At 60.3% G+C, this 24,297-nt stretch carries 24 protein-coding genes; 14 read left to right on the forward strand and 10 right to left on the reverse strand.

All coding sequences use genetic code 11. The annotated features are described in order from the left end of the window. The first annotated feature begins 120 nt into the window (after positions 1-120). From PL597_RS16280 to PL597_RS16300, 5 genes are all read left to right on the forward strand, one after another. The gene (locus PL597_RS16280) at positions 121-750 is read left to right on the forward strand and encodes an NAD(P)H-dependent oxidoreductase (RefSeq protein WP_077984072.1); all 630 of its coding nucleotides are present in this window, start codon (positions 121-123) and stop codon (positions 748-750) included. 368 nt (positions 751-1,118) lie between these two features. Beyond that, a complete protein-coding gene (locus PL597_RS16285; RefSeq protein ID WP_077984071.1) occupies positions 1,119-2,159 on the forward strand; it encodes a methionine ABC transporter ATP-binding protein in 1,041 nt (346 codons plus the stop codon). Continuing rightward, positions 2,149-2,817, forward strand: a complete 669-nt coding sequence (locus PL597_RS16290) for a methionine ABC transporter permease (protein ID WP_077984070.1) — start codon at positions 2,149-2,151, stop codon at positions 2,815-2,817. The genes PL597_RS16285 and PL597_RS16290 overlap by 11 nt, the downstream gene beginning before the upstream one ends. 33 nt (positions 2,818-2,850) lie before the next feature. Beyond that, positions 2,851-3,630, forward strand: a complete 780-nt coding sequence (locus PL597_RS16295; protein WP_137411959.1) for a MetQ/NlpA family ABC transporter substrate-binding protein — start codon at positions 2,851-2,853, stop codon at positions 3,628-3,630. Between the two features lie 195 nt (positions 3,631-3,825). Next, complete coding sequence (locus PL597_RS16300; RefSeq protein WP_191217450.1) at positions 3,826-6,069, forward strand: bifunctional diguanylate cyclase/phosphodiesterase; 2,244 nt, start codon at positions 3,826-3,828, stop codon at positions 6,067-6,069. A gap of 112 nt (positions 6,070-6,181) precedes the next feature. On the opposite strand, the gene trhO is transcribed toward PL597_RS16300, so the two are convergent. The 3 genes from trhO to PL597_RS16315 form a co-directional block, all read right to left on the reverse strand. After that, positions 6,182-7,126: an oxygen-dependent tRNA uridine(34) hydroxylase TrhO gene (gene trhO, locus PL597_RS16305; RefSeq protein ID WP_077984068.1), complete on the reverse strand. Its 945-nt coding sequence runs from the start codon at positions 7,124-7,126 to the stop codon at positions 6,182-6,184. Between the two features lie 164 nt (positions 7,127-7,290). Beyond that, entirely contained in the window at positions 7,291-8,199 is a 909-nt protein-coding gene (locus PL597_RS16310; RefSeq protein WP_137411962.1) for a CHAD domain-containing protein, read from the reverse strand. Beyond that, a complete protein-coding gene (locus PL597_RS16315; RefSeq protein ID WP_077984066.1) occupies positions 8,183-8,671 on the reverse strand; it encodes a CYTH domain-containing protein in 489 nt (162 codons plus the stop codon). The genes PL597_RS16310 and PL597_RS16315 overlap by 17 nt, the downstream gene beginning before the upstream one ends. Before the next feature lie 171 nt (positions 8,672-8,842). Here PL597_RS16315 and PL597_RS16320 point away from each other — a divergent pair, with 171 nt between their 5' ends. From PL597_RS16320 to PL597_RS16335, 4 genes are all read left to right on the forward strand, one after another. Further along, the gene (locus PL597_RS16320) at positions 8,843-9,481 is read left to right on the forward strand and encodes a 2-dehydro-3-deoxy-phosphogluconate aldolase (protein WP_077984065.1); all 639 of its coding nucleotides are present in this window, start codon (positions 8,843-8,845) and stop codon (positions 9,479-9,481) included. Between the two features lie 108 nt (positions 9,482-9,589). Further along, on the forward strand, positions 9,590-10,285 hold the full coding sequence (locus PL597_RS16325; protein WP_077984064.1) for a tellurite resistance TerB family protein: 696 nt from the start codon (positions 9,590-9,592) through the stop codon (positions 10,283-10,285). A 275-nt stretch (positions 10,286-10,560) separates the two neighbouring features. Then, positions 10,561-11,253, forward strand: a complete 693-nt coding sequence (locus tag PL597_RS16330) for a GNAT family N-acetyltransferase (RefSeq protein ID WP_191217451.1) — start codon at positions 10,561-10,563, stop codon at positions 11,251-11,253. Continuing rightward, positions 11,240-11,485 carry a hypothetical protein gene (locus tag PL597_RS16335; protein ID WP_077984062.1) on the forward strand — a complete coding sequence of 82 codons (246 nt, stop codon included), beginning with the start codon at positions 11,240-11,242 and terminating at the stop codon, positions 11,483-11,485. The genes PL597_RS16330 and PL597_RS16335 overlap by 14 nt, the downstream gene beginning before the upstream one ends. Here the strand turns inward: PL597_RS16335 and PL597_RS16340 are convergent. The 3 genes from PL597_RS16340 to PL597_RS16350 all read right to left on the reverse strand — a co-directional run bounded on the left by PL597_RS16340 (position 11,482) and on the right by PL597_RS16350 (position 14,452). Continuing rightward, positions 11,482-12,531, reverse strand: coding sequence for a nickel/cobalt transporter (locus PL597_RS16340; protein WP_137411965.1), 1,050 nt, complete (start codon positions 12,529-12,531; stop codon positions 11,482-11,484). The genes PL597_RS16335 and PL597_RS16340 overlap by 4 nt on opposite strands. Then, entirely contained in the window at positions 12,525-13,166 is a 642-nt protein-coding gene (locus tag PL597_RS16345) for a DUF1007 family protein (RefSeq protein ID WP_170985652.1), read from the reverse strand. The genes PL597_RS16340 and PL597_RS16345 overlap by 7 nt, the downstream gene beginning before the upstream one ends. A 107-nt stretch (positions 13,167-13,273) precedes the next feature. Beyond that, a complete protein-coding gene (locus PL597_RS16350) occupies positions 13,274-14,452 on the reverse strand; it encodes a hypothetical protein (protein WP_271365726.1) in 1,179 nt (392 codons plus the stop codon). Between the two features lie 270 nt (positions 14,453-14,722). Between PL597_RS16350 and PL597_RS16355 the strand changes: the two genes are divergently transcribed. Together PL597_RS16355 and PL597_RS16360 are read left to right on the forward strand one after the other, a co-directional pair. Continuing rightward, positions 14,723-15,010, forward strand: a complete 288-nt coding sequence (locus PL597_RS16355; RefSeq protein WP_077984058.1) for a hypothetical protein — start codon at positions 14,723-14,725, stop codon at positions 15,008-15,010. 396 nt (positions 15,011-15,406) lie between these two features. Further along, positions 15,407-16,588: an MFS transporter gene (locus PL597_RS16360; RefSeq protein WP_271365728.1), complete on the forward strand. Its 1,182-nt coding sequence runs from the start codon at positions 15,407-15,409 to the stop codon at positions 16,586-16,588. A 61-nt stretch (positions 16,589-16,649) separates the two neighbouring features. Here the strand turns inward: PL597_RS16360 and PL597_RS16365 are convergent, their stop codons facing one another. The 3 genes from PL597_RS16365 to PL597_RS16375 all read right to left on the reverse strand — a co-directional run bounded on the left by PL597_RS16365 (position 16,650) and on the right by PL597_RS16375 (position 19,909). Continuing rightward, entirely contained in the window at positions 16,650-17,642 is a 993-nt protein-coding gene (locus tag PL597_RS16365) for a WD40 repeat domain-containing protein (protein ID WP_191217454.1), read from the reverse strand. Between the two features lie 223 nt (positions 17,643-17,865). Then, positions 17,866-18,993, reverse strand: a complete 1,128-nt coding sequence (locus PL597_RS16370) for a CobW family GTP-binding protein (protein WP_077984055.1) — start codon at positions 18,991-18,993, stop codon at positions 17,866-17,868. Between the two features lie 115 nt (positions 18,994-19,108). Continuing rightward, positions 19,109-19,909: a creatininase family protein gene (locus tag PL597_RS16375; protein ID WP_137411970.1), complete on the reverse strand. Its 801-nt coding sequence runs from the start codon at positions 19,907-19,909 to the stop codon at positions 19,109-19,111. A 79-nt stretch (positions 19,910-19,988) separates the two neighbouring features. On the opposite strand from PL597_RS16375, the gene PL597_RS16380 reads away from it, so the two are divergent. The 3 genes from PL597_RS16380 to PL597_RS16390 all read left to right on the forward strand — a co-directional run bounded on the left by PL597_RS16380 (position 19,989) and on the right by PL597_RS16390 (position 23,025). Then, a complete protein-coding gene (locus PL597_RS16380; RefSeq protein WP_077984053.1) occupies positions 19,989-20,498 on the forward strand; it encodes a MarR family winged helix-turn-helix transcriptional regulator in 510 nt (169 codons plus the stop codon). A 134-nt stretch (positions 20,499-20,632) separates the two neighbouring features. Then, positions 20,633-21,655, forward strand: coding sequence for a LacI family DNA-binding transcriptional regulator (locus PL597_RS16385; RefSeq protein ID WP_077984052.1), 1,023 nt, complete (start codon positions 20,633-20,635; stop codon positions 21,653-21,655). Between the two features lie 407 nt (positions 21,656-22,062). Next, complete coding sequence (locus tag PL597_RS16390) at positions 22,063-23,025, forward strand: 2-hydroxyacid dehydrogenase (RefSeq protein ID WP_191217455.1); 963 nt, start codon at positions 22,063-22,065, stop codon at positions 23,023-23,025. A gap of 133 nt (positions 23,026-23,158) precedes the next feature. Here the strand turns inward: PL597_RS16390 and PL597_RS16395 are convergent, their stop codons facing one another. Beyond that, a complete protein-coding gene (locus PL597_RS16395) occupies positions 23,159-24,286 on the reverse strand; it encodes a Gfo/Idh/MocA family protein (protein ID WP_191217456.1) in 1,128 nt (375 codons plus the stop codon). Positions 24,287-24,297 lie beyond the last annotated feature (11 nt).

Raw genomic sequence — 24,297 nt, forward strand, 5'->3', positions numbered from 1 at the left:
TACCCCGTGGTGCCTGCTTGCGCCCGCTGTGCCGCCCCCTATGTCAGACGGGCTACGAAGCGTAGCGCCCATTCTGCCGTCAAGGGGCAGGGCGGGTTGGTCCTCCCAGGGAAAACGAACATGCTTATCGAAAAACTCAACTGGCGTTACGCCACCAAGAAAATGGACCCTTCCAAGACGGTGTCCGAAGACAAGGTCGAGCGCATTGTCGAGGCGGCGCGGCTTGCCCCCACCTCCAGCGGTCTTCAGCCCTTTGAAGTCATCGTCGTCACCGATCCTGAAGTCCGTGCAAAAATTCAGGAGATCGCCTGGAACCAGGCGCAGGTGACCGAAGGCTCGCATCTTTTGGTCTTTGCGGCGTGGGACAATTACACCGAAGAGCGGATCAACCACATGTTCGATCTTGTCAACGAGGAACGCGGCATCAAGAATGAAGGCTGGGAAGCCTATCGCCAGATGTTGCTTTCCACCTATCCGCAGCGCGATCAGCAGGTGAATTTTGAGCACGCCGCCCGTCAGGCCTATATCGGCTTCGGCATGGCCGTGGCGCAGGCCGCTTTCGAGGGCGTGGATTCCACCCCGATGGAAGGTTTCGATCCGGCAAAGCTCGATGAAATCCTCGGCCTGCGCGAGAAGGGCCTACGCTCGGTCACCATCCTGCCGCTTGGCTATCGCCAGCCGGAAGGCGACTGGCTGGTGAACCTGAAGAAGGTGCGCCGTCCGGCGGAAGAATTCGTCAGCCGCGTCTGATTTTCATATCGTCGCGAAATCTTGACTGCCGCAGGGCCGCCGTGGCGGCTTTGCGGTAGATTTTTTCTCTCTTTTCAGATAATTGAAAAAACATCCCTGTTAAAAGGTGGCGTGTGCGGGCAAGTATGCGCCATCGAATTGCCGATACCCGGCATTTCTGAGTGAAAGCCTGACGAAATGACCCGGAAAATCAGCTGTCATCGAATGTGCCCGAAGGCTGCATGAAGAGAGCGGTTCAGCACCGCAACAGGATTTTTTGAGACCCGATCCGTCACGCATTCCCAGAGTTTACAATGAGTTTTCCATCCAGTGCGGCATCCCCCGCACGCCAAGAACAGGCGGTCCCTGAAGGGTCGGCAAAGGAGCCTATGGTCACGTTTGAAGGCGTGACCAAGACCTTTGGCGGCACGGGCGGCAAGCCCGGCTTCGCAGCCCTTGCCGGTATCGACTACGCCGTGCCGAAAGGCTCCATCACCGGCATCATCGGCCGCTCCGGCGCCGGCAAATCCACGCTCATCCGCCTCGCCAACGGCCTTGAAAAGCCCTCGACCGGCCGCGTGGTCGTCGACGGCGTCGATGTCGCGGCGCTCGATGAAAAGAGCCTGCGCACGCTACGCCGTTCCGTCGGCATGATCTTCCAGCACTTCAATCTTTTGTCGTCGCGCACCGCTTTCGACAATGTGGCTCTGCCGCTCGAAATATCAGGCATGGGCAAAAAGGAGATCGAAAGCCGCGTTGCGCCGCTGCTCGATCTCGTCGGCCTTTCCGACAAGGCGAAGCGTTATCCGGCGGAACTCTCCGGCGGCCAGAAGCAGCGTGTCGGCATTGCCCGTGCGCTCGCCACCCAGCCGAAGCTGCTCCTTTCCGACGAGGCGACATCGGCGCTCGATCCGGAAACGACGCAATCCATTCTCGAATTGTTGAAGCGCATCAATGCCGAACTGGGCCTGACCGTGCTGCTCATCACCCATGAGATGGAAGTGGTGAAGACCATCGCCTCGCAGGTGGCCGTCATCGACAGGGGGCTGATCGTTGAGGAAGGCACGACGTTCGATATCTTCACTGCGCCGAAACACGAGACGACCCGCAGCCTGCTGTCATCCTCTGTTGGTGTGAAGCTGCCGCATTGGGTCACTTCGGGCCTGAAACCGCAGGCGGCGGAAGGCGACCGTGTCCTGGTGCGTCTCGTGTTTTTCGGCGAGACGGCCTTCCAGCCGCTGACGGCTCGTCTCGTCGCTGAAATCGGCCCGGACGTGAACATCCTTGCCGGCACAATCGAGGAAATCTCCGGCCAGCCCTTCGGGTCACTGGTCGTCTCCTATCCGGCGTCTGCGGATGTCACCGCCCGCGCCAATCGCTTTTATGCTGAGACCGGTCTTCACACGGAGGTGCTCGGTTATGTCGCCTGATATGATCTTCAACCTTCTGCTGAAGGGCCTGCTGCAAACCCTTCACATGGTCGCCGTTGCCGGTATCGTCGGCTCGCTGATCGGCGTGCCCATGGGCGTTTTCCTTGCCACCAGCGGCAAGGGCGAGCTGTTTTCGGCGCCGATGACCAACCGCATTCTCGGCCTCGTTGTGAACGCCGCGCGCTCCACGCCCTTCATCATTCTGGTGGTGGCGATCATTCCCTTCACCCGCCTCGTCGCCGGCACCTCCATCGGCACCAGCGCGGCCATCGTGCCGCTAACGGTCGCCACCGTTCCCTTCATCGCAAGGCTGGTGGAAGCGGCGATCCGCGAAGTGGACAAAGGGCTGATCGAGGCTGCCCGCGCCATGGGCGCCACGCCGTTGCAGATCGTCACCAAAGTTCTGCTGGCGGAGGCGAAGCCCGGCATCACGCTGGCGCTCACGCTCACGCTGGTCAGCCTCATCGGTTATTCGGCCATGGTCGGCGCGGTCGGCGGCGGCGGGTTGGGCGATCTCGGCATCCGTTACGGTTACCAGCGCTTCATGCCGGATGTGATGCTGGCCGTGGTTCTGGTGCTCATCGTGCTGGTGCAGCTGGTGCAGAGCGCGGGCGACAGGCTGGCCCGCAGCTTCGACAAGCGGACCCGCAAGAATTAACTGCCTTTATAATAACAACCCAAGGAGACACCCATGAAGAAACTCATTCTCGCGGCTTCGCTCGCCGCTCTCTTTACCGCCGGTCAGGCGCTGGCCGAGACCATCAAGATCGGCGTCACCCCTGCCGAGCATGCGCAGATCATGGAGCAGGTGAAGAAGATCGCGGCCGCCAAGGGTCTTGATATCGATATCGTCGAGTTCTCCGACTATGTCGTGCCGAACCAGGCGCTGGCCGATGGCGAGCTGCAGGCCAACTCCTTCCAGCACCAGCCTTATCTCGACAACCAGATCGCTGACCGCAAGTTCGATCTCGTCAGCGTCGGCACCACCATCACCACCCCGATGGGTGTTTATTCGAAGAAGGTGAAGAACCTTGACGAGCTGAAGGACGGCGCAACCGTCGGCATTCCGAACGACCCGACCAATGGTGGCCGCGCGCTGCTGGTTCTCGCTTCCAAGGGCGTGATCAAGGTCAAGGAAGAGGCCGGCCTCAAAGTGACTCCTGCCGACATCACCGAAAACCCGAAGAACATCCAGATCGTCGAACTCGACGCCGCCCAGCTGCCGCGCTCGCTTGACGACACCGACGCGTCTGTCATCAACACCAACTATGCGACGGCTGCCGGCCTCAACCCGAAGAAGGACGCCATCGCCGTCGAAAGCGAAAAATCCCCTTACGCGAACGTCATTGCCGTTCGTACGCAGGACAAGGACAAGCCGTGGGTAAAGACGCTGGTTGAATCCTACCAGAGCCCGGAAGTGAAGGCCTTCATTCTGGAAAAGTACAACGGCACGGTCATCCCGTCCTGGTAAGAGACCGCCATATGGCGAAAATAACGACCTCTCCCGCTCGCGGGGGAGGTTTTTTGTTTTGAAGGCGGGCGCATCCGCCTTTCCTGAAAAACCCCAGGCGTTTTCGGGAAGAATTTTTCAGGACCTTTGTCAGACTGTTGTTTTATACCCGTGGTTTTTTGGGGTAAGGCTACAAGGCGGCTTAACGGCTTCTGAATGTTTCCTGCGGAAGATGATGCTTTCGAAGGGGATTTTATGCGGATTGCGCCGCGCAACATTGGGGACTATTTGCCGGTCGGGCGCAGAACCGCCGTGGGCGTGGTCTTGTCCACCTTCGCGCTGGTGCTTGTCATCGTCACCGCGCTGGTTTTGTCCGCCTTGAGCCAGGTCCGCGAAAAGGCGAACCTGCTCGACAACGCCCGTTCGCGCGAGACGACGGCGGGCGCCCTTGTCACTTTTCGAGAACAGCTTGGCGCGACCCTGAACGACTACGCCGCCTGGGACGACGCTGCCGAATATGTCTATGCCCCTGATCGTTTTGACTGGGTGGCAAGCAATTATGGCGAGATGACGGTCAATAACGATCTCTTCGATACGGCCGTGGTCATCGATGAGGATGGCAACGTCCGCATGGCCTATCAGGACGGCAAGCCTGTAAAGTGGAAGCCGGAGGCCTATTTTGCCGGCGGCCTCAGGGAAATGATCGAGCGCGTGCGGTCCATGCGCCCGGGCATCACCTCACAGGTGACCGGTTTTGCCAAAACCGCCGATGGTATCGCCGCCGCGGGTGTCGCGCTCGTGCGGATGAAATCCGGCGCGCTGCCGCCGATCGGTGAGGAGCGGCGTTACCTTGTTTTTGCCCGCCATCTCAAGCAGGCGACGGTTGACAAGCTTGCCCGCAATTACGTCATCGATGGTCTCGAGCTGCAATATGGCGACACGCCTGCGGCCAACCATGTGGATATCGTCAATCCGATGGGGGAGGTGCTGGCCCGGCTTGTCTGGCGCTCGCACCTGCCGGGAGACGTCAGCTTTCATGAGGCGCGGCCGGTGGTCTTCACCGCGCTCGGTATCGCCGGCACGTTTTTTCTGGTGCTGCTCATCATCGGTTCGGCCACGCTCGACCGCCTGAAGGCGGATGAGGCGGCCGCGCGGGAGGAGGCGCTGCGCGACCGTCTGAGCGGGCTCAGCAACCGCGCCGGGCTCTTCGCCAGACTGAACAGCATGGTCGAAAGAGGCCGCCATGACAAGACGGATATCAAGCTGCTCTATCTCGATCTCGACGGTTTCAAGGAAATCAATGATTCCTACGGCCACGCCGCCGGCGACCGGCTGATCAAGGGCGTGGCAGCAGCGCTCCGGGTGCTGGCGCCGGAAGGCGCTGTTCTGGCGCGGCTCGGCGGTGACGAATTCGCTATCGCCATTCAGGGCAATGACGTATGGGCCGAAGGCCGCAAGCTCTGTCTGGCGCTGCTGGAACTCTTTACCGAGCCTTTCAGCATCGGTGAAAGGGTGGCGAGCATCGGTTGCAGCATCGGCACTTCGGTTTCCCGCGCCGGCGACATCAGTGGCGAGGAACTGCTGCGGCGCGCCGATATGGCCATGTATCAGGCCAAGGAAAACGGACGCGGGCGTTACGTGTCCTATGAACTGAAGATGGATGAATTGCGCGAGGAAAAGCTGCAACTCGAAGCCGATCTTCGCTCCGCCATCGTGAACGATGAGATACAGGTGGTTTATCAGCCGGTCGTCAGCGCCGCCACACGATGTATTACCGGGGTGGAGGCGCTGGCCCGCTGGCAGCGGCCGGGATATGGCTTTGTGCCGCCGGATATCTTCATTGCGGCTGCCGAAACCAGCGGCCTTATCGACCGGCTAGGCCTTCTCGTCCTGCACAAGGCCTGCGAGACGGCCCAGCAATGGCCGTCCATCAAGCTCTCGGTGAATATCTCACCCGTGCAATTCCGCAACCCGGCCTTCGCCGGCTATGTGGCGGATATTCTCGAGATGACGCAGACGCCGCCTGAAAGGCTGCGGCTGGAAATGACGGAAGGTTATTTCATCCAGCATCCGGAACGGGCGAGTGCGGCCATCGACAAGCTGAAACAGCTTGGCCTGCACATAGCGCTGGACGATTTCGGCGCCGGTTTCGCCAGCGTTGGGTATCTGCGCCGTTTCGGTTTCGACCGCATGAAGATCGACCGTTCGCTGATCATCGCGCTCGATAAGGGCGGCCGGTCGCTGGAAATGCTGCAGGCCACCGTGGCGCTGGCAAAATCGCTCGATATTCCGGTGACGGCCGAAGGCGTGGAAACGGAAGAGCAGGCGGCCATCCTGCATCTGTGCGGCTGCGATGAATTGCAGGGTTACCTGTTCTCGAAACCGGTCGCGGCGGAAGAGATCACCGCCCTGCTGGACGGGCAGGACGCGCCGCTTTTTGCGTTGCGGGCAGGGGCGTGAAGGTCACAGTGGATTGCCGCCGCCGCGGCCTGTTTCTTCTCCCCGGCGGGGAGAAGAAAGATGCGGCGCCCGCTCGATCCAAATGCAAATGCAGTCCGATAGCCGGCCGGTATTACCGCCCCAGATGCCGCTCGCCGCGCTTCTTTGCCAGTTCGATCTGCTGCTGCCGGTCGCGAAACCGTTGACGGTCCTCTTCGCTGCGCTCGTCGTAACAGCTCGGGCAGGACACGCCTTCCTCGAATTTGGGAGACAGGCGCACTTCCGGCGTAATCGGGTTGCGGCAGGCGTGGCAGAGTTGGTGGTCGCCTTCGGCAAGGCCGTGCACCACGGAGACGCGCTCATCGAATACGAAACAGGCGCCTTCCCATAGGCTCTCTTCTTCCGGGACCTCTTCCAGATATTTCAGGATACCGCCCTTGAGGTGATAGACCTCGTCGAAACCCTGCTCCTTCATGAAGGCGGTGGCCTTTTCGCAGCGAATGCCGCCGGTGCAATACATGGCGATCTTCGGCTTGTTGTGCAGGCCGGGATTGTTCTTCACCCAGTCGGGAAATTCGCGGAAGGTTTTCGTCTGCGGATCGACTGCACCCTTGAAGACGCCGATGGCCGTCTCGTAATCGTTGCGGGTGTCGATGACGATTGTATCCGGATCGGAGATCAGCTCGTTCCAGTCGCGCGCCTCGACATAGGTGCCGACGATGCGGTTCGGGTCGATATCCGGCACGCCCATGGTGACGATCTCTTTCTTGAGCTTCACCTTCAGGCGTACGAAAGGCATGTGCGAGGCACGGCTTTCCTTGTGCTCCAGCGCGGTAAATTCCGGCTGGGCGCGCAGGAAGGAGAGCACGGCGTGAATGCCTGCATCCGGCCCGGCAATGGTGCCGTTGATGCCTTCGGCGGCCAGCAGCAGCGTGCCCTTGACCCCGTTTTCCTGGCAGAGCGCGAACAACGGCTCGCGCAGGCTCTCGAACCGCGGCAGGCGGGCGAAATGATAAAGCGCGGCCACAAGGAAATCACCAGATACTTCCGGGCGGGGGAGAATGGTCGTGTCGGTCATGGGCGCTGAAATACAGGGACGGCGGTCGCAAAGCAATATTTATCGGCGGTTCCGTGTATTTTGCAAATCGTCAAATATCTGACAGAAGGGCGCAAAAGGCGAAGAGGTTCGTGCTACAAAACCGGCCTTGGCGCGACCGCAAGACCTTTCTTTCGTCATCCCGCCTATTTCGCCGCCTGCCGCCACAACAGGTCGACGATGCGGCTTTCGGTTCGAGCGGATTCGGAAAACACCTCGTTTGCCAGCGCAAGGGCTTCGGCACGCAGCGCCTGCTGCCTTTCGATAATGGCGTCGAGCAGCAGGGCCAGCCGCTCGCCATTGCCGAAACGGTCCGGCTCGCGGTCGGCGACGGCGGCGAGAACCGATAGATCGTGCTCGTGGCCGAGAATATCCACGAGCCGCTTGGTATCGGCGCGCTTGGCGCGCATGGCGGAAGGCCAGAGCCGGCGCATCAGGCCAAGATGCATCCAATAGGCTTGCCCAGACTTGCGCAATTCATGGAAATGTTCGACGTCGGCCTGCGCGTGGCAATCGGCGAGCGCCTTGCGCGCCCTTTTTCTCTGTTTCGCCCAGGCGCTTTTCAGCAGCCGCGCCGTGTCCTTCAACGCATCCGGCAGCAATAGGGTCTCAAGCGCCCTGCGCGCTTCCCCGCAGCCGGTAATGGCGGCGGCAATGGCCTCGTCGAGACCGGCCTCGTGTTCTATGGCGTCGTCGCGGCGCGCGCGCAGCATCGCGGTGATCGACCGCAGCGCTTCTCCCTGCGCGTCGGAACGGGCGAAGGCCTCGAGATATTCCGCCGTCTCCACAAGCGCCGTTGCATCCCGCGCAAAGGCGAGGGAGCGGGCGATATCGCGAATACGGGCGTTTTCCCCGCGGCCGAAATCCGGCACCGCCTGGCGGATGAGGCGATAGAGGGCGCGCAACCGCTTGAACCGCTTGCGGGCGTCGTGCACGGCCTCGTGCGATCCGGACGGCTGGTCGCGAAGGATTGTGACTGTATCGTCGATCAGCTCCAGCCCGGCCCGGCGGATTTCATCGTCGAAGGGCTTTTTCGGGTCAATTCTGAAGGGCATCCGACAGGTCTCCGCTCGGACAGTCCATGGCGAGTGACTGGTTGGAGAAGCGCTTGTCTCCGGTGACTTCCCGACCCAGCCAGGACGGCAGATCGGGGTCGGCGTTTTCGTCGTTCATTTCCACTTCCGCCACCACCAGCCCGTGATATTTCCCTTCGAAAACATCCACTTCCCAGGTGAAGCCGCCATGATCGACGGTGTGGCGGGTTTTTTCGATGACCACGCCCGGCGCGCTTGCCATCAGCTCTTCGGCGTCCTTGAGGGGTATGGAATATTCATATTCGTCGCGGACAAGCGCGCTTGCGCCGATCTTGATGGTCAGGGTCGCATCGCGCTCATCGACGATCCTGACCCGGACCGAGCGGTTTTCCATCGAGGCGACATATGCCTGCCGGAAAGCCATGCTATGCGTGACCTCATTGCGCCATTCACCGCCTGCAACAAGAAACTTCCGTTCGATTTCCTTGGCCATGCTGTCTCCGCGAACTGGGCCGCCAGAGTATCGCAATATGATAGTGTGATGAAGCGAATTGATTGAAGTATCTGGATAAAAATGCGGCTGGCGCGCCTCGACATAAATGCCGAGGCAGGCTAATCGGTAGACGGAATTTCAATCGTTTCAATTGCGCAAGGGAGGCTCATCTTGGCCCAGGACTCCGAAAAACTGCTCTCCATCCTCAAGCTCCAGCCGGTCGTACCGGTGCTGATCGTGGATGATGCCGCTTCCGCCGTGCCGCTTGCGCGCGCTTTGGTCGCGGGCGGCCTGAAGGCGATTGAGATCACCATGCGCACGCCGGCGGCGCTGGACGCCATCCGCGCGGTTGCGGCGGAAGTGGAGGGCGCCAATGTCGGCGCCGGCACCATTCTCAACGCCAAGGATTTCGAAGCGGCGGCGGAAGCCGGCTCCACCTTCATCGTCAGCCCCGGCATCAACAAAAGCGTGCTGGAAGCCGCGCGCGGTTCAAAGGTGCCGCTGCTTCCGGGTGCTGCCACCGCCAGTGAAGTCATGGCGCTGCGTGACGAGGGTTACAAGGTGCTGAAGTTCTTCCCCGCCGAACAGGCCGGCGGCGCACCCTATCTCAAGGCGCTGTCCTCGCCGCTCGCCGGCACCGTCTTCTGCCCGACGGGCAGCGTGTCGCTCAAGAACGCCAATGATTACCTTTCCCTGCCGAACGTGGTTTGCGTCGGCGGCTCTTGGGTCGCCCCGCGCGAGCTGGTGGCGACCGGCGACTGGGCGGGTATCACCAGGCTTGCGGCCGAAGCCGCCGCATTGCGCGCCTGATTTGCAATCTGTCAAACCCGTTCACGAAGGCGTGAGCGGGTTTGACATTTGTATTCGGGCCACGGCTCCCTATCTCCCCTGTAGATTTGACCTCTACAGGAGATTTTGATGTTCGACGCCAAGAAGCTTCTTGAACAATTCCTCGGCTCGCAGGTGCCGGGCCTTTCGGGAAGCGTCCGTGACAGAGCCGGGCAGGCCGCCGATATCGCCAGGAACAATCCCCTGAAAGCCGGTGCGCTCGCCGCCGCCATTCTGGGCACCAAGACCGGCCGCAAGCTTGCCGGCAATGTCGCCACCATCGGCGGCGTGGCCGCCATCGCCGGTCTCGGGTACCTTGCCTACAAGAATTACAAGTCCGGCCAGGCGCCTGAAGTCGCGCCGAAACCCGAGCCGGAGCTGCTCGCACCGCCCGCCGATTCCGCCTTCCATCCGCAATCTCCCGCCCTTTCCAATGATTTTGCGCTAAAGCTCATCCAGGCGATGATCGCCGCCGCCAAGGCTGACGGTCATATCGATGAGAAGGAGCGCGCCAATATCATGGACAAGGTGCAGGTCTCCGGCCTCGATAGCGAAGCCGAGCGGTTCCTCGAAAAGGAACTGGCCGATCCTCTCGACATCGACGCGCTGGTGGCAGCCGCCCGCACGGAAGAGCAGAAAGTGGAGCTTTACACCGCCTCGCGGCTTGCCATCGAGGCCGATACGCGAGCGGAGCGGGGCTATCTCGATCTTCTTGCCGGGCGGCTTGGGTTGCCGGATGCGCTGGTCGACCATATCGAGGCGACGGTGGTGGCGGCGAAGGTTTGAGGTAGGCCTCGGCGGGCGTGGATTACCCCCTCTGCCCTGCCGGGCATCTCCCTCACAAGGAGGGAGATCGGCAGGAGGCGCTACCACCACTCCATTCGCAAATGTTGAGATGGGCGAGACTTGACCGCTTGTCTATCTCCCCCCTTGTGGGGGAGATGCCCGGCAGGACAGGGGGGCGTGAGCCACAGGCTCTGGCGCCATCTTCATGCCCCACATCCCCTGTTGTCATCCCGCCTCGCTTGCCCTAATCCTTCTCCCAGCAAATGGGGAAGAGAATGCGCGATCTGAGTGATTTCAAGGGATGTCCGCCGCCGCAGCCGGTGGTGTTGAAGGGTCGTTATGTGACCGCCGAGCCGTTCGACCGCGAAAAGCATCTGGAAAAACTCTGGACCGCCCTTGGCGGCGAGGGCGTGAATGCGCTGCTCAAATATTTCCCGCAAAGCGCCTTTCCCGATGCCAGCGCTTTCGGCGACTGGCTTGTCGGCGCGGGCCAGAAGCTTAACTGGGTCACGCTGGTCTTCGTTGAAAACGCCACCGGCGATATCGTCGGCATGGCGAGCTATATGCGGCCCGATCCCGCCAACGGGGTGGTCGAGGTCGGCTCCGTCGCCCATGGCGCGAAGATGAAGCGTTCGCCTCTTTCCACAGAGGCGCATTACCTGATGGCGAAACATGTTTTCGAGGATCTGGGGTATCGCCGTTATGAGTGGAAATGCCACAATGAAAACGAGCCCTCCAAGATAGCGGCGAAGCGTTATGGCTTCACCTTCGAGGGCGTTTTCCGCCAGCATATGGTCTCGAAGGGCCAGAACCGCGATACGGCGTGGTTTTCCATGATCGACGGCGAATGGCCGCTGATCGGCAAGGCCTTCGAAGCCTGGCTTTCGCCGGAGAATTTTGCGGCCGATGGCGCGCAGAAACGCAAGCTTGAGGATATCCGTGCGGAGTTTGCCGATGCCATTGCCTGAAAACCCGGCGCCTGAAAAGCCGAGCCACGGTAAGAAGGATTGGTCTCCGGCCCTCGCCGCCGCCCTCATCATCGTCGGTTTCGGGCTGGTCTTCTTCGTCATGCCGAAGATCATGCTGTGGCTGGGCGATTATTCGCCCTGGCTCGCCGCTGCCTTCGGTTCGGTGGCTGTGCTGTGTTTCTTCCTGCTATTTTGGCTGCGCGCCCGTTACCAGCGCCGCCGTGACGGTTAGAGCTGAAGCGACGCACCGAGCAGCAGCAGTCCCATGATCAGCACGAACAGCGCACCGGCGATCTCTATCGCATGGCTGATGCCGGCCGCCCTGCGGCTGCCGGGGCCAGCGAAACGCACGGCGAGGCCCTTTGCCGAGACGGCCATGATGGCGAGAGCCGATACCGTAATGGCCGTGCCGAGCGACATGGCGAGCACGGAGAGCACGCCGCCGAGATAGAGCCCGTTCAGAAGTGCAAAGCTCATGACGATGATCGCGCCCGAGCAGGGTCTGAGCCCGACTGCGATAATGGCGGACCACGCCTCGTGCAGGCTGAAGTTCTTGCCCTTCAGCAACATCGGGTCGGGCGCGTGGGATTTGCCGCAGGCGGTGCACAGGTCGCCCGCGCCATTATGCTCATGATCTGCGAAAACCGGCTTACCCTGGAAGCGCAGGCCCGTGCCCATGCCGGTCGTTCGCGGCATGGCGGTTTCACCTGCCGTGGCGAAAACGGGAACGGGTTCGCGCCGGATGCGCAGCGACCAGAGCTTTCGCACCAGCAGCCAGGCGCCGAACAGCGCCACCATGGCGAAGCTGGCGATTTCCATCGCCTGCGTGGCCTTCGTCATGGTGATGGAGGTGCCACGCAGCACCAGCCAGGCGGCACCGACAAGGCCGATGGCCATCAAACCCTGAATGAGCGCCGAAACGAAAGAAATGATAATGCCGCGTTTCAACTGCGTTTCATTGGCGATCATGTAGGACGAAATGACCGCCTTGCCGTGGCCGGGGCCGGCGGCATGAAAAACGCCATAAGCAAAGGAGAGGCCGATCAGCGAGCTGAGCGCCCAGCCATCCTCGCGCATGGCCTTCAACGCGCCGGTCAGTGCACGGTAGAACATCTGCTGGTGCACGTTGATCCATTGCATCAGCGGTGCGAAGGGCCCGCCAACGGAAAAGGAAGGCTCGGCCGAACCGATGCCGAGCGGCGACTGCGCATGGGCCGCACCGGCCACGGCAACGAGGCCGATGGCGACAGCGACGAGGTTTGCCCTGCGGCTCAGCATGATATCTCCAGCCGGGTGGCGAAGAGCTTGGTCATGTCGGTTCCGGTCGGATCGTTGAAGAAGGCATCGGTCAGCGAACTCTGGTTTTGCGAGATCACCTCGTCAGGATCGGGTCGGACGACATGATGCTTGCAGGCGTTTAGGTCCTTGCCCTCGGTCGCGATATCGCCGTCCTTTGCGAAATCGATCGCCGTGTACATGGTCGGATCCCAGGCGCCGAAGGAGAGCTTGCCCTTGACTGCTAGCGGTTTGTTCGGCTTCACGGAGAAGAACATCAGGATCTGGTTGTCCTTGTAGTCCACGTGAATGGCGTCGGGCTTCCCAAACTCCACCGGTTTTCCATTGGCGGTGATGAAGGTGTAGTAGGAATATTCGGCAAGCGATTCCTTGACCGTATTGCCGATTTCCGCCAGCTCGTCCTTGTCGAGCTTCAGATCGCTGTTCTTGTCGTAATCCATCACCACGCTTGCGGAAAACATCTCGTCGAAACGCCAGATGTTGCGCACTTCCTGAACGGTGCCGTTCGGCCCCTCGACGATTTCCATGCGGGCTTCGGCAAAGATATGCGGATGCGCAACCGCAGCGACGGGAACGCAGGCGAGGCCGGCCGCGAGGAGCAAAAAGCGTCTGTTCATTATCCGGTCTGTCCTGCCTTCGAATCTTGAAGGTCCGACTCTAGCAGAAATTGGGACCGAATTTCGACCTGATGGGTTTGATCCTTCGCGCGGGCCGCCAAGGAATTTCAGAAGGTGCCGCTGAAGCGCGAGGTGATGCTGGAGCCGCTATAGGCAAGATCGGTATCGCGCTCGCCATGCAGCAGGCGGTTGAACTCTAGCTCCAGCTTGCTGTTCTTGCCGGTATCGAAGGACAGCGTTGCGACCAGCCTGCGCTCGCTGGTATCGTAATTATAATAGATCCAGTCCTTGTGGACGCGATGCAGCGCAAGATCGAGCCCCACCTTTTCGGTGAGCCTGCTTTTCATGACGAATTGAAAGCGGCGATGGAATTCCGCAATCGGATCATCTGGATCGAAAAGCGCATAGTCCTGCGAAAAGCCGACGCCGAAGGCGATGCGATCCGTGGCCTTCACCTCGGCCTCGGCCCGCAGATAGGGGCGGGTGCGCTTTACCTTGTCGCTGATCTCATCGCCGGAAATGGATGTGAAACCCGCTTCGGCCAGAACCGCGAAACGGTCGGAGAACCTGTAACCATAGGCCAGAGAGCCGCGCAGCGTTTGGGCCGGGAAACGTTCATATTTTTCCTGCTGCCCCTCAGGCACGGCGATACGGTCGTAAACAAGCGTCAGCCCCGCCTCGCCACCGCCGAGCGATCGTGCATGTTCGGCCTTCAGCGATAAAAGCGCCTCGTTGGCTTCCAGTCGGGTGGGCAGGAAATAGGCCGGGCGGAACCGCGCCTTGCCTTTCATCAGGCTGGCGATGCTTGCCGTCAACGTGTTCTTGCCGCCAAGGGCGAGGATGCCGAGCTGGGAAGACGCCTCCAGCTTGTGATCCAGCTGTCGGTAACCAATGTCTTCTTCCGGCAGATGCAGGAAAATATCGCCGGCATCGCTGCGGGTACCGCGCAGCTCAACAGCCCATTCCAGCTTGTCGGAAAAGCGCTTCGTCAGACCCAGCGTAGCGATGGTGTTATGTTCATTGGCGAAACGATAGCGGGGTAGGCGAACCTCTTCCTGCTCGAGCGAATAACGCAGCTCCGCCCCCTCCAGCGCTATCTTGCCATTGAGCCCGAAGCCGGTGCGCAGCGATATCGCGCTTAGCCGGTTGGTGTCGGCGAAATAATTGCTGTCATAAGCAATGCCGGATTTATAGGTGACATTGTGCTCCTCGGCCTTTTGCTGCGCCTGCGCGCCGCAGGCGCAGGCAAGCCCGAGAACAAGCGCGATATATCCCCCCAGCCGCATTCGCATCTCCGGTCGCTAATTAAGCAATATCTTATATTTGGATGGTTAATAAAGTCTCCCGCACCATTTTACGTTCGGAGCCGAAATTCATGGCGTCTATGCCGAAATAGAGATGGTGGGCTCAAAAAGATGATGTGTAAAATTCTATTAAAATCGCCAGTATTAAAGTTAATTTTTCATTGTAATATTAGTATATGCTTGAATTAGAATCCTCTAAATATACAGTTCAGTTACGCCAGATGGCGTGATCAAACAAAAGAGGAGAGAGAAATGATTGCAAAGTTCGCTTGTGTAGCCGCTATTCTTACTGTCGCTTCCGTTGGTCAGGCCAATGCGGGCGGTCTTCTGGGAGGCATCCTGTCCGGCAACAGCAACAAGGGCGGCGCCCTTGTCGTCGTCTCGCCCAGCATCGATCTCGGTGTCAACGGCATCCTGTCCAATAACGGGATTCTGAATGGCAACAAGACCGGCATTCTGAACGGTGTGCTGAACGGCAACAAGACGTCCGTCGATGTCATCGACAACAAGAACGGCGGCGGCAAAAAGCGCCGGCACTAACTGAAACGTGGAACGGGATGGCGAAACCATCGGGCTTTTCCCCATCCCGCTCCAACGGAACAGCTCGAAAATCATCAGGGATTTTCGACGCAGACGATGCGCGCAGCATATAAGCTGGCAACGATCCTCGAGTTGCGTGTGTTTGACGCATGGCGTTTCCGGCAAGAACAAACGGCGCATCGCATGACTGGAAGAGGGCCTCGCGGCCCTCTTTTTTTTGTTCGGATTCTTCACAACATTGAAACCGAGCCGGTGTACCGGATGGGGAAGACGACTTGTTTTCTTCGAGAAGCGAAACCGCATTCGTTCCTTCGGACGGGCTTGAACCACAGAGCATTTTGGTGTGATGGTGGTCGCCGTCATCCCGTGCCGCCTCCCAGCCTTCACTCGATTCCCATGCCACAGAAAAGCACTTTGCCGGGCGCTTTCGATCGTCAGGCCTATATGATCGCGCTGCTGGTTTTCATCGCCGGCAGCACCAATGCTGCCATTGTGCCGTTTATCGGTTTCTACATCATCCAGGTGCTTGGCCATCCGCCGGCAACGCTCGGCCTTTACAGCGTGACGGCAGCGCTTGCCTCCATCATCGCCAGCCGTATCTATGGCGAGCGGGTGGATGGCGGTGTGCGGGTGAGGCCGTTGCTGCTGCTTTCCGTCGCCGGGGCTTTCGTGGCGGCGGCGGCGGCGAGTTTCGGGCATCTGGCGCTGCTGGTGGCGGTAACGGCGACAGGCATGGGGCTTTCCAACGCGGCCACCACACTTGTCTTCAGTTACGGCCGTTATCATGGCCGGATCGAGGCGCTCGATACCATCTCTTATAATGCGTTCCTCAGGATGATGGTATCGCTGGCATGGATGCTGCTACCGGCCGCTGCCTTTTTGATCGTCGATCTTGCCGGTGCAAAGGCCGTCTTCGTAAATGCGATGCTGATGGCGGCCATCTGGGGAGCGCTTGCGCTGGCCATCGTGCCGCGCGGCCAGATCTGCCCGATGGAGCGGCGGAGCGAGGGGACTGGTGAGGTGGGACGCAACCTGCCACTACTGATGGCGGCGGCGACGAGTTTCTGCATGTCCTTTGCCCATGCGCTGTGTGCTTCGGCTTTGCCTGTGTTTCTGGTGCGAGAGGTGGGGCTGCCGGATTACGCGCCGGGCCTGTCGCTCAGCGTCAAATGCGCCATGGAGGTTCTGTTGATCCTTCTTGCCCCGCGCATCATGCGCCGGGTCAGCCCGCGGCTGCTTCTCAGCGGTGCGGCGGTGACGGCGATCATCGCCTTCAACATTATCGCTTCGGTAAAAACCCTGCCAGCCATGCTGATCGGCGCTGCGATGGAGGGGGCCTATTACGGCCTATTTGCCGGCACCTGCCTTACCTTCGTGCAGGGTTTTGCCCGCGGGCGCACCGCGCGGGCAACGGCGCTCTACATGAATTCGATCTTTCTTGCCGCACTTTTTGCGGTGCCGCTGATGGGTTTCGTGTCGCAATATGCCAGCTTCGGCACCTCTATCCGGCTGGCTTCCGCCGGTGCGGGCGCGGCGCTCCTGCTGCTGTTTCTGACGCGACGGCAGGTGGCGGAATAGGGTGTTGCGATGGGAGCGGGCCGTTTTCCGGGAACAGGAATGAGGGGCAGCGTGCTGGCCCTCAAGCCGAAATATCAATAATCCCGCAATCACCCGCTTCTGAAGCAAAGGCGAGCAGCTTGCCGGTGGCGCTCCAGTCCATGCCGGTGATGGCGCCCTTGCCGGGCCGGCGCAGCAGGGCTTCCTTGCCGTCTGCGAGCCGCACACCAAGGATCATGCCGTCGATGAAGCCGATGGCAAGCACGTCTTCCACAGGGTGGAAGGCGACATTGGTGGCCAGGATGTTGGCGCGGCTGCCAAGTTCTTCCGGGGCCTTGCCCATCGGGCCGTCCTTGCCGGAGAACGGCCAGACGATCGCGGCGGGGGCGCCGGAAGAGGCGAGCCATTTGCCCTTTGCCGACCAGGATACTGATTTGACCTTGGCGGGATAACCCGTCATGCGCATGTGGCGGGCTTCCATGCCACCCTTTGTCGCCTCCATTTTCCAGCCGTGCAGGGCATTTTCCTGCATGGTGGTGACGAGGAACTTACCATCGGGTGAGAAGGTGACGCCGGTATGCGCGCCCTTCCATTCCAGATCGACGGGATCGCCTGCCGTCGCCACCCAGTGCAGCGTCACGCCGTTGTAACGGGCAACGGCAATGCGCAGGCCTTTCGGTGCAAAGGCGATCGCCTCCACCGTGCGTTCTTCCTTGAATTCCTTGACCGTGCCGTCGGACAGTCGCACGAAGCTGGATTTGCCGACGCCGTAAGCGACCGCCTTCTGCGGGCCGCCGGCAACGACGCCCACCCATTTGCGCGGTACATTGGCGATCTCGCTGATGCTGCCATCATGGCCGATGCGCAGCACGCGCCCGTCTTCGCCGCCGGAAAGCAGCGTGGCGCTATAGGGGTCACGAATGCAGGTCAAAAGCCCGTCATGCGCCTCGGTCACCTTCTCGCCGCCATCCAGCCGGTGAATGGTGCCGGCGGCGGTGGCAAACAGGGGAATGTCGCCGAGAAAATGGGTCGAGACCACGTGGCCTTCGATATCAAGCGGGGCAACAGTCGGCATGGGGCATCGGTCTTTCGTATCAGTGTTTTTTGTTTGGTGGATTTCGGTCGCTGACAAAGGTCGGGAAGACCCGTTGGTGCGGTTTCAACCCGTTGCGTCATGGTCGGGCTTGACCCGGCCATCCACATGCTGGCGGCAATGGGTCCTCGGGTCAAGCCCGAGGATGACATCGAGCGTGGGGAGGCACCGAGCATGAGCGTCTCGGTGCCATCCCTTGAAAACCTCAGGCCGTCGCGAGGCAGGCGTTAAAACTCTTTTCCAGCTTCTCGCGGTCCAGTTCGCGGCCGATGAAGACGAGGCGGCTTTCGCGTTTTTCGTCTTCCTTCCACGGGCGCTGGTGATCGCCCTCGATGATCATGTGCACGCCCTGCACCACGTAACGTTCCGCATCGCCCTTGAAGGCGATGATGCCCTTGAGGCGCAGGATGTTCGGGCCGTCTGTCTGGGTGACTTTCTGGATCCACGGGAAGAACCGCTCGGGGTTCATCTCGCCGCCGCGCAGCGAAACCGACTGAACCGTCACGTCATGGATCGGGGAGACCGCGCCATGGTGGTGATCGTGGCCATGGTCGTGCGCATGGTCATGATCGTGGTGATGATGCCCGTGATCGTGGTCATGATGATGGTGATCATGGCCGTGGTCGTGATGATGATGATCGCAATCGGGGCCGCAAACGTGGTCGTCATGGCCGTGCTCGAGGAAATGCGGGTCGTTTTCCAGCGCGCGTTCCAGGTTGAAGGCGCCCTGATCGAGAACCCGGGCGAGATCGACGCCGGAACGGGTGGTCTTGTAGATTCGGGCGGAAGGATTGATGGCGCGCACGATATCTTCGATGCGGGCGACTTCCTCCGGCGAAACGAGATCGGTCTTATTGACGACAACGACGTCGGCAAAGGCGATCTGGTCTTCGGCCTCGCGGCTGTCCTTCAGGCGCAGCGGCAGATGCTTGGCGTCAACGAGGGCAACGACAGCATCTAGCTCGGTCTTGGCGCGCACGTCGTCATCCATGAAGAAGGTCTGGGCGACAGGAACGGGGTCGGCAAGACCTGTAGTTTCGACGATGATACCGTCGAAACGGCCCGGACGGCGCATCAGGCCTTCCACGACGCGGATAAGGTCGCCGCGCACCGTGCAGCACACGCAACCATTGTTCATTTCGTAGATTTCCTCGTCGGATTCGACGATCAGATCGTTGTCGATGCCGATCTCGCCGAATTCATTGACGATGACAGCGTATTTCTTGCCGTGGTTCTCGGAGAGAATGCGGTTGAGAAGCGTCGTTTTGCCGGCGCCGAGATATCCCGTCAGGACGGTGACTGGAATGGGCTTGGCTGGTGCTGTTTCGGTCATGGAAACCTCGTGTGGAGCAAGGCCGGACGCGGCCTTAAGGAATAAGTGTCGTCGTCCATATAGGCGCGACGTTCCGGCAGTTCAAAGGGATTCTGGCCGGTTTCGGCTGAGTTTTTCAAATTTTGTTATGAAATAACGTTATGTCAAAAGCGTGGACATCTTCAAGCAGTTCGACGAGGCCCGATACAGCATGGGAAATCAGCCTTTCGCCCTTTTCGGCCGAGGCGACTGCCGCGTTTCCGGCAACGCCATCGGGATTCAGGTCGCTCATCAGCCAGCCGAAGGCGTGGGGGCCATAGGCGCGCAGATGTCTGAAGCGCTGTGCGAAGTCGCTTTGGCGCGAGGGGAAATTCTCGGCTTTTTCCATCGCCACACGTTCGGGGTGAAGCGCGAGCATGACGGATGTCTCGATATCGCCGCCGTGGATGTCGACCGCCTTGTCCTGCGGCTTCACGATATCGGCAGGCACGCCGAAACGGGTCCAGCTTGTGGCGACCGCCAGCATACCGAAACGGGCGCGGGCCTCGGTGGCGACGACGGTCATCAGCGGTGAATTGCCGCCATGAGCGTTCAGCATCACGAATTTGCGCACGCCCTTTTTATATTCCGCCTCGGCGATGCCGAGCCAGCGCTCGATGGCTTCATCGTAACGCAGTGTCTTCGTGCCCGGCACGTCCATGTGTTCGATGGAATAACCGACCGGCTCGACCGGCAGGAACGAGACCGGCAGATGGGCCGGCAAAACCGCGGCGAGGCGGGAGACGATGCCTTCGGCAATCAGCGTATCGGTCTCGAAGGGCAGGTGCGGACCATGCTGCTCGTGCGCACCGAGCGGCAGGACGGAGATTGCTCCTGTTGCGCGAAGATGAGGCTCTGTTACGTTTTCGTCGTGATAATGCGTGTATGAGTTTGGCATCTGGCAGTCCGCGCGTGCATTCGATAAGGATTTCCAGCAACATATATCGGTTCCGCCACAGGGTAAAAGGCACTCGCATATGAGCAAGGACAAATCCGGGAACAAGGACAAAAGCGCCAAGAAGGAAAAGGGCGGCAAGAAGGCCAAGGACGCCAAAAAAAGGGATGAGAATTTCAACCCCGAGGAACTGGCGCAATCCATCACCCAGGCCGCCCGCTCCATGCGCACGGCGCTGAGCCACAGTCTTGCCGAAAGCGGCCTTTATGCCGGACAGGACGGCGTTATCCTGGCGCTGGCGCAGGAAGGCAGCCTGACACCCGGGCAGATCGCCCAGAAACTCGGCGTCAAGGCGCCTACCATGACGCGCACGATCGGCCGCATGGAAGCCCAGGGCTTCGTGGAGCGCAGCGGTGACGACGAGGATGGCCGTGTGACGCTGGTGAAGCTGACGGAAGCGGGTCTGAAAAGCGTCGAACACATCAATGTTTCCATCGCCAATTGCGGCGCAAGAGCCGTCGAGGGGCTTTCGGCCAAGGATGTGCGTAACATCGTTAAACTCTTGAAGGCGATAGACGCCAATCTTCAATAATTTTTGCTGAAATTTTTAAAAGAACCATCTGTTTTGTGGGTCTTCCTTAAACGGGTTGCGGATTTTGTTTAAATTGTTTAATTGCAATTTAAACGGAGCTATCCGTCATCGACGTGCGTTTGGGGAGGAATGCCGTGGCCCAAAAGGTCAAATTGTCCACGATTGCCGAAAGCCTCGGACTTTCGACCGCCACCATTTCTCTTGCATTGCGCGATAGCCCGCTGGTCGCCGCCGATACGCGGGAAAAGATCAAGGAACAGGCGCGGGCGCTGGGTTATATCTATAACCGCCGCGCCGCCAGCCTGCGCACCTCCCGCTCCGGTATCGTCGGCGTGGTGTTCCACGATGTGATGAACCCCTTCTATGGCGAAATCCTGAAAGCCATTGAAAGCGAGCTGGACCGCAGCCGACAGACGTTCATCCTGTCCAACCATTACGATTCGGTGGAAAAACAGCGCACCTTCATTGAAACGCTGCTGCAGCTCGGCTCTGACGGTATCATCATGTCTCCGGCGATCGGCACGCCGATCGAGGATATGACGCTCGCCGAAGAAAACGGCATGCCCGCCATTCTGGTGGCCCGCTCCATGGACGGCGTCGACATGCCAACCTATCGCGGCGATGACAGCTACGGCATTTCGCTCGCCACCAACCACCTCATCAGCCTCGGCCACCGCACCATCGCCATGGTTGGCGGTACCGACCAGACCTCGACGGGGCGTGACCGTTATCAGGGTTATGTCAATGCGCTGCGCAAGGCGGGCATCGAGGTCGATCCGAACCTGCGCATTCCCGGCCCGCGCTCCAAACAGGGCGGCTTCGAGGCGGCGGTGCATTTCCTCTCGCTGCCGCAGAAGCCGACCGCCGCCGTGTGCTGGAACGATCTCGTCGCCATCGGTCTCATGAACGGCATTTCCCGCGCCGGTCTGGTGCCGGGTGTCGATATTTCAGTAACGGGCTACGACGATCTGGAGGAAGCTGCCATCGCCACCCCGGCGCTGACCACCGTTTCCAACGGCCAGGCCGAGGTGGGGCGCTTGGCGGCCCGCGCGCTGCTGGACAGGCTGGCGGGCAGCCATGAACCTGATGGTATTCACCTCATCAAACCGGAAATGCGCATCCGGCAATCGACTGGGCCGGTGCGGCCGCGGGTGTGAGCTTAACCCCACGGCAGGAAGTGGTCTTGGCGACGCCAGCCGCGCCGAGGTCAATCCTCGGGCCTGTCCCGAGGATCCGCAACCTATTGATTTTGTTGGCATGGTTAGACCCTTGGACAAGCCCAAGGGTGACGTTGCGAAAAGCTGTATCCATCGCGCTCAATGCCGTGATGTGTGCTCCTTTTAGAAGGTCACACCCTGCAGCGATGAAACAGCCCGGCACGACGGTGCGAGGCGCCGCCAAAAAATCGGCATGAAACCTCCGTCTGCCTCCACAACATCCCCTTATTGGCCTTTTCACGGCGGTCGTTGTTTGAAAAGATCGCCGCCATGAGGAGTGGGATGGCAAGCGGTTCGCTTGACGACCACTCCTGATATCGGAATGTTATCTGGAGGAATATCCGCTCATGTCTGACAAAAAGGCCGTCGTTCTCGTTCCCGGCAAGATAAACCCTCGCGTTCTCGAACGCCTCGAAGGCAAGGTCGAGATTGTGGCAGTGCCTGCCGGTGCCGAGCCGGTTTTGCCGGAGGGCGCGGCCGGACGCGTCAATGCGATTGCTGTTTCTGGCGCCGTCAACGCCAAATGGATCGATGCGCTGCCGAAGCTCGAGATCATCGCCAATTTCGGCGTGGGTTATGATGGTGTCGACGCTAAACACGCCGCCACCCGTGGCGTCGTGGTGACGAATACGCCTAATGTGCTGAATGACGAAGTGGCGGATACGACGATTGCGCTGTTGATTAACACCGTGCGCCGTCTTTATCAGGCCGAGACCTGGCTGCGGGATGGCAAATGGGTTGGCGAAGGCCCGTTCGCACTGTCGCCGTTTTCGCTGCGCGGCCGCAAGGTCGGCCTGTTCGGCATGGGCCGCATCGGCCAGGAAATCGCCAAGCGGCTTGAACCCTTCAAGGTGGAGATCGGCTATCACACCCGCAGCAAGCGCGACGAACTCTCCTACACCTATTATGGCTCGCTGAAGGAAATGGCAGAGACCGTCGATACGCTGATCTGTATCGTGCCGGGCACACCAGAGACACACAAGGCGATCAATGCCGACGTGCTGACCGCGCTCGGGCCTGAGGGCGTGTTCATCAATGTAGGCCGCGGCTCCAGCGTCGATGAGGACGCACTGCTTGAGGCGCTTAAAAGTGGCGCTTTGGGGGCTGCCGGTCTCGACGTGTTCTATGCCGAGCCGAAGGTGCCGGAAGCTTTCCTGTCGCTGCCGAATGTCTCCCTGCTGCCGCATGTCGCCTCCGCCTCGGTTCCCACCCGCAACGCCATGGCCGATCTGGTGGCCGACAATATTCTCGGCTGGTTCAGGGACCGCAAGGTGCTGACGCCGGTGCCGGAGACGCCGGTCAAGGGCTGAGGCCTTTCTTCCGTCCTCGGGCTTTTGTCCCGAGGGTCCAAACACGTCGCGTTAGAGCAATCGTTTGCAGATGCTCGGGACAGGCTTGAGCATGACAAAGGAGGTGAGAGTGGCGCTCACCCCCTATCTGTCCCTATTCCGCAATTTCCTCCGTCGCCACCCAGCGCCCTTCTGCAAATGACCGGGCCATGGCGTGAATGCTGCGCTCGATCTTCAGCCCTTCATCGAAATCGATGATATGGGCCTTCTTGCCTTCTATGGACGCTATCAGTTCCCGGCATTCGATCACTTTCAGATCGTTGAAGCCGAGGCCGTGGCCGGGGGCTGGGATGAAGCGGTCGTAGGGCTTGTGGTGGGGGGCGGTGAGAATGGTTCTAAAGCCCTGTTCTTCCGGGCGTCCGTCCGTGGTGTAGAGCTGGAATTCGTTCATTCGCTCCTGATCGAACAGGATGGAGCCGGCGGAGCCATATATCTGGATGGCGATGCGGCCCTTGCGGCCCCACGCGGAGCGGTTGGCGATCAGCACGGCTGAAATGCCGCCTTCCAGCTTCAGGAGAACGCTGGCAAGATCATGCGTCTCGACCGCACGTTCGCCACCGCCGACAAGCGGGCGGGTCTCGTAAGGCTTGACCATGTCGGTGATGGCGCTTTGTGCGTGGCCGAAGAGGGCGAAGAGCAGTGACAACGGATGCACGGCGAAATCATCCAGTGCGCCGTAACCGGAGGATGCCTCGCTCTTCCAGTAGAAGGGCTGGGTGGCATCGGCCATGAAGTCCTCGTCCATTTCGGCCCGGACGTGATAGACGTTGCCGATGGCGCCTTCGTCGATCAGGCGGCGGATATGGCGGATGACGGGGTTCTGGATGTAGTTGTAACCCATCGCCGCTGCCTTGCCGGATCGGCGGGCCGCATCGCGCATCTTCACCGCGTCAGTAAATGCAGGCGCCATCGGCTTTTCGCACCAGACGTGCTTGCCGGCCTCAAGTGCGGCAATCGCCATTTCCGGGTGGAAGGCGTTCGGTGTGGTGACAGAGATGACGTCGATTTCAGGATCGGACAGCAGGTCGCGCCAGTTGCCGGTCGAGCGGGCGAAACCGAACTCGGCAGCTTTCTTTGCGGCCAGCTCCGGGTTGACTTCTGCGAGCGTCACGAGGCGGGGGCGTTCCACATCGCCGAAGACGCTGGTGACGTTGTTCCACGCCAACGCGTGGCACTTGCCCATGTAACCGGTGCCTATAAGGCCCACGCCAAGAGCGGCCATGGTATTCTCCT

This window comes from Agrobacterium sp. ST15.13.013 (assembly GCF_027956525.1).
Lineage (GTDB): Bacteria > Pseudomonadota > Alphaproteobacteria > Rhizobiales > Rhizobiaceae > Agrobacterium > Agrobacterium salinitolerans.

What these genes read in the sequence shown, in the direction of transcription:
- PL597_RS16355 (WP_077984058.1), top strand. Translation starts at nt 14,723, where the DNA reads ATGATTGCAAAGTTCGCTTGTGTAGCCGCTATTCTTACTGTCGCTTCC.
- PL597_RS16290 (WP_077984070.1), top strand. Translation starts at nt 2,149, where the DNA reads ATGTCGCCTGATATGATCTTCAACCTTCTGCTGAAGGGCCTGCTGCAA.
- PL597_RS16325 (WP_077984064.1), top strand. Translation starts at nt 9,590, where the DNA reads ATGTTCGACGCCAAGAAGCTTCTTGAACAATTCCTCGGCTCGCAGGTG.
- PL597_RS16285 (WP_077984071.1), top strand. Translation starts at nt 1,119, where the DNA reads ATGGTCACGTTTGAAGGCGTGACCAAGACCTTTGGCGGCACGGGCGGC.
- PL597_RS16345 (WP_170985652.1), bottom strand. Translation starts at nt 13,166, where the DNA reads ATGAACAGACGCTTTTTGCTCCTCGCGGCCGGCCTCGCCTGCGTTCCC.
- PL597_RS16395 (WP_191217456.1), bottom strand. Translation starts at nt 24,286, where the DNA reads ATGGCCGCTCTTGGCGTGGGCCTTATAGGCACCGGTTACATGGGCAAG.
- trhO (WP_077984068.1), bottom strand. Translation starts at nt 7,126, where the DNA reads ATGACCGACACGACCATTCTCCCCCGCCCGGAAGTATCTGGTGATTTC.
- PL597_RS16390 (WP_191217455.1), top strand. Translation starts at nt 22,063, where the DNA reads ATGTCTGACAAAAAGGCCGTCGTTCTCGTTCCCGGCAAGATAAACCCT.
- PL597_RS16335 (WP_077984062.1), top strand. Translation starts at nt 11,240, where the DNA reads ATGCCATTGCCTGAAAACCCGGCGCCTGAAAAGCCGAGCCACGGTAAG.
- PL597_RS16315 (WP_077984066.1), bottom strand. Translation starts at nt 8,671, where the DNA reads ATGGCCAAGGAAATCGAACGGAAGTTTCTTGTTGCAGGCGGTGAATGG.
- PL597_RS16375 (WP_137411970.1), bottom strand. Translation starts at nt 19,909, where the DNA reads ATGCCAAACTCATACACGCATTATCACGACGAAAACGTAACAGAGCCT.
- PL597_RS16380 (WP_077984053.1), top strand. Translation starts at nt 19,989, where the DNA reads ATGAGCAAGGACAAATCCGGGAACAAGGACAAAAGCGCCAAGAAGGAA.
- PL597_RS16330 (WP_191217451.1), top strand. Translation starts at nt 10,561, where the DNA reads ATGCGCGATCTGAGTGATTTCAAGGGATGTCCGCCGCCGCAGCCGGTG.
- PL597_RS16365 (WP_191217454.1), bottom strand. Translation starts at nt 17,642, where the DNA reads ATGCCGACTGTTGCCCCGCTTGATATCGAAGGCCACGTGGTCTCGACC.
- PL597_RS16370 (WP_077984055.1), bottom strand. Translation starts at nt 18,993, where the DNA reads ATGACCGAAACAGCACCAGCCAAGCCCATTCCAGTCACCGTCCTGACG.
- PL597_RS16360 (WP_271365728.1), top strand. Translation starts at nt 15,407, where the DNA reads ATGCCACAGAAAAGCACTTTGCCGGGCGCTTTCGATCGTCAGGCCTAT.
- PL597_RS16300 (WP_191217450.1), top strand. Translation starts at nt 3,826, where the DNA reads ATGTTTCCTGCGGAAGATGATGCTTTCGAAGGGGATTTTATGCGGATT.
- PL597_RS16350 (WP_271365726.1), bottom strand. Translation starts at nt 14,452, where the DNA reads ATGCGGCTGGGGGGATATATCGCGCTTGTTCTCGGGCTTGCCTGCGCC.
- PL597_RS16340 (WP_137411965.1), bottom strand. Translation starts at nt 12,531, where the DNA reads ATGCTGAGCCGCAGGGCAAACCTCGTCGCTGTCGCCATCGGCCTCGTT.
- PL597_RS16310 (WP_137411962.1), bottom strand. Translation starts at nt 8,199, where the DNA reads ATGCCCTTCAGAATTGACCCGAAAAAGCCCTTCGACGATGAAATCCGC.
- PL597_RS16295 (WP_137411959.1), top strand. Translation starts at nt 2,851, where the DNA reads ATGAAGAAACTCATTCTCGCGGCTTCGCTCGCCGCTCTCTTTACCGCC.
- PL597_RS16280 (WP_077984072.1), top strand. Translation starts at nt 121, where the DNA reads ATGCTTATCGAAAAACTCAACTGGCGTTACGCCACCAAGAAAATGGAC.